The following is a 5,229-nucleotide window of genomic DNA, read 5'->3' as shown; positions in this document are numbered from 1 at the left end:
ACGCCCCGGCCGCCCGGCCCCGCCACCAGCTTCGGCACCCGCTTCGAAGGCGGCTTCGACCCCTCCGGCGGTACCGGCAGCACCCCGGTCGCGGCCACCGTCGGCCGGATCCCGGACGGCGGCTTCGTCGACCGGGGCGTGACCGCCGAGCCGGGCCGGCTCGGACGCAGGGTCGTCCGCTACCTGCCCGCGCTGGTGATCGTCGTCGGTGTGATCTTCGACTCCGCGACCCCCACCCGTTTCACCGCCTCGCCCTTCTTCTGCTCCGCGCCCCTGGTCGCCGCCCCGTTCTTCACGCCCCTGGGCACCCTGCTCACCGGCGTCGCCGCCCTCTGCACCGAACTGGTCCTGCGCCTCCTCGACGGTACGATCGGCAGCGCCGACGCCATCACCGAGCTGCTGACGGTCCTCACCGTCTCCGTCCTCGCGCTCGGCATCAACCGGGTCGTGCGCCTGAGCGGCGAGCGCCTCGCGTCCGCCCGGATCATCGCCGAGACGGCCCAGCGCGCCGTGCTGCCCAGACCGGCCGACCGGATCGGCGGGCTGCACATCGCCGCGCGGTACGAGGCGGCGCAGGAGGGGGCGTTCATCGGCGGTGACCTGTTCGCCGTACAGGACACGCCGTACGGGGTGCGTCTGGTGGTCGGGGACGTACGGGGGAAGGGCCTGGAGGCCGTCGAGGCGGTGGCGGTGGTCATCGGGGCGTTCCGGGAGGCCGCCGAGCAGGAGGGTTCGCTGGAGGGGGTCGCGCAGCGGCTGGAGCGTGCCCTCACGCGCGAGGGCACGCGGCGGGACGGGATCGACGTCTTCGAGGGCTTCACCACCGCCGTGCTCGCCGAGATCCCGAACGACGAGGCGGTGGTACGGCTGGTCAACCGAGGCCACCCCGAGCCGCTGCTGACCCACGCGGACGGCGTGGTGGTGATGCTGGCGCCCGGGGACCACGCGCTGCCGCTCGGGATGAGCGAGCTGGGGGCGTGGCCGGACCGGGCGGACGAGGAGCCGTTCCCGCCGGGGGCGACGCTGCTCTTCTACACGGACGGCCTGTCCGAGGCGCGCAACGCGAAGGGTGTCTTCTACGACGCGCGCGAGCGGTTGTCCGGGCGGATCTTCCCGGGGCCCGACGAGATGCTGGACGCGCTCATCGGGGACGTACGGGTGCACACGGGGGGCGGCAACACGGACGACATGGCGCTGCTGGCGGTCAGCCGGCCGGTCCAGGGGCAGCCGGAGCGGCGCAGGACGATGCCGGTCGTACCTTAGGCCGGTCTTCCAGTCTTCGTCTTCGTCCGCCCCCTTCGGCACGCTCCGTGAGCGCCGCGTACCGCTCCGCACAACAGCTGATCAGCCGTCAGAAACCTCTGGCCCCCCAGGTGGCCACCGGAGACGATCAACTCGCCCGCTTGCGCCTCGATGTGTCCCGGTACGTCCGTTGCGGATTCGTTAACGATCATCCGGAACAGCTTGGAATAAAGCCCATGTCTCTATTAACGTTCGATAACGCAGCGCGGTCGTCCCAGCCGTCGTAAGGACGGCGCCGTGCCGCACGCGCCGAATCCCGCAAGGGAACCGGGGAACCACCAATTGGGGTGAATCGGGAGCTTCTTGCTGCCTTGTGCCGCAAGAGCACCCGTAGGAGACCTTCCTGCTCCGAACCCGTCAGCTAACCCGGTAGGCGAGAAGGAAGGAAAGGAGCGCGCCCCAGTGGCGTCCAACAAGCCTGCCCTCGAAGCCCCCTTCGAAACCGAAACCTTCGAACCGCCGACGTTCGGCACCGAAGCGGACCGGACCTGGGGGGAGTGGAATCCCACCGAGGACTCCCTGCTTCCCCCCGTACGAGGCAGGCACCGCGTCGCCAAGCAGCGCGGACTGGCCCGTAGTTCCACGGTCCTCGGCGTCGGCGTCCTCGCCGCCGTCGGTGCGGGCGGCATCGCCACCGCGCAGGACAAGCCCGCCGTCTCCATATCCCTGCCCGATGCCATCACCGACAACCTTCCCGCGGCCAAGTCGTTGCCGGGCGTGGGTTCCCTGGGTACGGAAGAGGCCAAGCCGAGCGCGCTCGCCACCGACCCGCTGACCACGGCGGGCATGACCACCGCGGACTTCCAGTCGGGCGCCACCGACGCCGGCGAGGCGCTGCGCGCCCGGATCCTCCAGCAGGCCGAGTCGCAGCAGGCCGAGGCCGACGCCACGGCCAAGGCGGCCGAGCAGGCGGCGGCGGCCGAGAAGGCCGCGGCGGACGCGGAGAAGCGCCAGACCGAGGCCGAGAAGAAGATCCAGGCGGCGAAGGACAAGGCGGAGGCCGAGGCCAAGGCCAAGGCGGCGGCCAAGGCCGAGAAGGAGCGCCTGGCCAAGCTGGCCGAGAGCTACACCCTCCCCGTCGTCTCGTACACGATCACCTCCACCTTCGGGCAGGCCGGTTCCATGTGGTCCTCCGGCTACCACACCGGGCTGGACTTCGCGGCCCCGACCGGTACGCCGATCAAGGCGGTCCACAGCGGCACGGTCCAGTCGGCCGGCTGGTCCGGCTCGTACGGCTACCGCACGGTGCTGGAGCTCGACGACGGTACGGAACTGTGGTTCTGCCACCAGTCCTCGATGACCGTCACCGCCGGCCAGAAGGTCTCCACGGGCGAGGTCATCGGCCGCGTCGGCGCGACCGGCAACGTGACGGGCCCGCACCTGCACCTGGAGGTCCACGCCCCGGGCGGCACGGACATCGACCCGATGGGCTGGCTCCAGAGCAAGGGCCTCAACCCGTAGCGAGGGCCTCAACCCGTAGCAAAGGCGTCCACCCCCAGTGTTGTCGACGAGGGGCCGGAATAGCGTCCGGCCCCCGCGTCGTTGGGGCAGTTCATGACAGAACTCCGTACCCTCGGCTCCTCCGACCTCCGGGTCTTCCCCCTCTCCCTCGGCGGCAACGTCTTCGGCTGGACCTCCGACGAGGCCGAGTCCTTCGCCGTCCTGGACGGATACGCCGCCGTCGGCGGCAACTTCGTGGACACCGCCGACACATACTCCTCCTGGGCGCCGGGCCACCAGGGCGGCGAGTCGGAGACCGTTCTCGGGAACTGGATCGCCGCGCGCGGCAACCGCTCCGAGGTGGTCGTGGCGACCAAGGTCGGCTCCCACCCCCTGTTCAAGGGCCTGCGGGCGGCCACGATCAAGGGTGCGGCCGAGGAGTCGCTGCGCCGGCTGCGTACGGACTACATCGACCTCTACTACACGCACTTCGACGACCCCGAGGTGCCGGTCGAGGAGATCATCACCGCGCTGGACCAGCTGGTGAAGGACGGCAAGGTCCGGGCGATAGCCGCCTCCAACCTCAGTACGGAACGCCTCGCCGCGTCGCTCGCCTTCTCCGAGAGCGAGGGGCTGGCCCGGTACGAGGTCCTCCAGCCGCGCTACAACCTGGTCTCCCGCGACACGTACGAGGGCCCGCTCCAGGACCTCGTGGCCGAGCACGGCCTGTCCACCGTGCCGTACTCCTCGCTCGCGGCGGGCTTCCTCACCGGCAAGTACCGCCCCGGGACCACCGTCGACAGCCCGCGGGCGGCGGGGGCGGGCGCGCACCTGGAGACCGAGCGCGGCCGGGCCGTGCTCGCCGCGCTGGACCGGGTCGCCGGGGCCCGTGGCGTCGAGGTCGGTACGGTCGCGCTGGCGTGGCTGGCGGCGCAGCCGACCGTGGTGGCGCCCCTGGCGTCCGCGCGGACCGTCGAGCAGCTGCCCGTACTGCTGGCGGCGACCGGACTGGAGCTGACGGCGGAGGAGTTGGCGGACCTGACCGCCGCATCCGCTTAGCCTGTACGGGAGTTGTCAGTCGCGGTACGGGTTGTAGCCGTCGTAGTCGATGTACGGCGGCGGCACCCGTACCCGGCCCGTGGCCCGCGCCGCGTACGTGAGCGCGGGCCCCGCGATGCCCCGGCGCTGCCACAGGTGGTGCAGCAACTCCCGCTCCCGCTCGGCGAAGTCGGGCGCGCCGGCCTCCCGCTCCGCCCGGTGCCGCAGGAAGGCCAGGGACGTCGCGAACGCCTCGTACTCCCCGACCGCCCTGGCCGCCCGCGCCCCGTACGTACGGCCCGCGAAGTCCCGCGCCATCGTGCGCGCCCGCATCGAGGAGAGCGCCAGCGGGGCGGCGGGGACCAGCCAGCCGGCGGCGGAGTACGCGGGCAACGCGGAGGAGATCGTGCGCAGTTCGCGCTGCCTGCTCCAGATCGCCAGCCAGGTGACCAGGCCGAGGACCGGGACCATGAACGCGGCGTACACGAGGTAGAAGCCGTACGGGCCGAAGAGCGACGTCGAGCCGTTCCACAGGGCGTGCAGGCCCATCGCCCCCACCAGGCCCAGCAGCGGCAACACCCCTCTGCGCAGCTTGCGGTGACGGGGTGTCACCGCCGCCAGCCCGAAACCGATGCCCGTCAGCACGGTGAAGAGCGGGTGGGCGAACGGCGACAGCACGATCCGTACGACGAAGGTGGCGACGGTCATCGAGGTCAGGCCGGAGCCGCCCGTGTACTGGTCCTCACCGAAGGCGTTGCCGAGATAGAGGATGTTCTCGGTGAACGCGAAGCCGGTGGCGGAGAAGCCCGCGACCACCACGCCGTCCACCAGCCCGGTGAACTCCCGTCTGCGGAACAGGAAGATCAGCAGGATCGCGCCGGCCTTCGCGCTCTCCTCCACGACCGGCGCTATCACCGTGGCGCCGAGGGACTCCGCGCCCCGTGGGTCGGCGGTCGCCGTGGCGATCCAGCGGGTGGCCAGGGAGTTGGCGAGGATCGCCACCAGGGCGGCGGCGCAGGCGCCCCAGGCGAACGAGAACAGCAGGTTGCGCCACGGGCCCGGCTCGACCCGGTCAAGCCAGCGGAAGACCGTCATGAGCAGCGGTACGGGCAGGACGGCGAGGCCGAGGCCGACGAGGAAGCCCTCGGTGCCGGTCTGGTCGCGTACGAGCAGGAGGATCACCACCCCGCACAGCGCGAGGGTGGTGATCACCGCCGTCGCCCTGACCGCCCGGTGGGCCCAGAACGTACGGCGGCGCCAGAACACGCGGCGCGGCAGGGCGGGCCCGCCGTCGGGCACGGGGAACTGCGGGGGCGGTGCTGACACCTGTCGACCCTAACCAGCGGCACCGGCGTCTGGCGACGGTGCCTGATCGACTACTCCGCGTCACCCGGGGGGAGTTGGGCCGCCGGAGCGGAGCGCGGGGCCGACGTGGGCGGCGGCGTGGGC

At 71.9% G+C, this 5,229-nt stretch carries 4 protein-coding genes and 1 riboswitch; of the genes, 3 read left to right on the top strand and 1 reads right to left on the bottom strand.

Translation table 11 applies throughout. From position 1 onward, the window contains the following. Positions 1-138: 138 nt before the first annotated feature. From GT042_RS19885 to GT042_RS19875, 3 genes are all read left to right on the top strand, one after another. On the top strand, positions 139-1,263 hold the full coding sequence (locus tag GT042_RS19885) for a PP2C family protein-serine/threonine phosphatase (protein ID WP_345943844.1): 1,125 nt from the start codon (positions 139-141) through the stop codon (positions 1,261-1,263). 276 nt (positions 1,264-1,539) lie between these two features. After that, positions 1,540-1,693: riboswitch (cyclic di-AMP (ydaO/yuaA leader) on the top strand. 11 nt (positions 1,694-1,704) lie between these two features. Beyond that, positions 1,705-2,763, top strand: coding sequence for a M23 family metallopeptidase (locus GT042_RS19880; protein ID WP_161310076.1), 1,059 nt, complete (start codon positions 1,705-1,707; stop codon positions 2,761-2,763). Between the two features lie 93 nt (positions 2,764-2,856). Continuing rightward, positions 2,857-3,801 carry an aldo/keto reductase gene (locus tag GT042_RS19875; RefSeq protein WP_161310075.1) on the top strand — a complete coding sequence of 315 codons (945 nt, stop codon included), beginning with the start codon at positions 2,857-2,859 and terminating at the stop codon, positions 3,799-3,801. A gap of 15 nt (positions 3,802-3,816) precedes the next feature. On the opposite strand, the gene GT042_RS19870 is transcribed toward GT042_RS19875, so the two are convergent. Next, positions 3,817-5,058 carry a PrsW family intramembrane metalloprotease gene (locus GT042_RS19870; RefSeq protein ID WP_202533230.1) on the bottom strand — a complete coding sequence of 414 codons (1,242 nt, stop codon included), beginning with the start codon at positions 5,056-5,058 and terminating at the stop codon, positions 3,817-3,819. Positions 5,059-5,229 lie beyond the last annotated feature (171 nt).

Source organism: Streptomyces sp. SID3212 (assembly GCF_009865405.1).
GTDB lineage: Bacteria > Actinomycetota > Actinomycetes > Streptomycetales > Streptomycetaceae > Streptomyces.
This window is presented reverse-complemented; position numbering and strand designations above follow the sequence as displayed.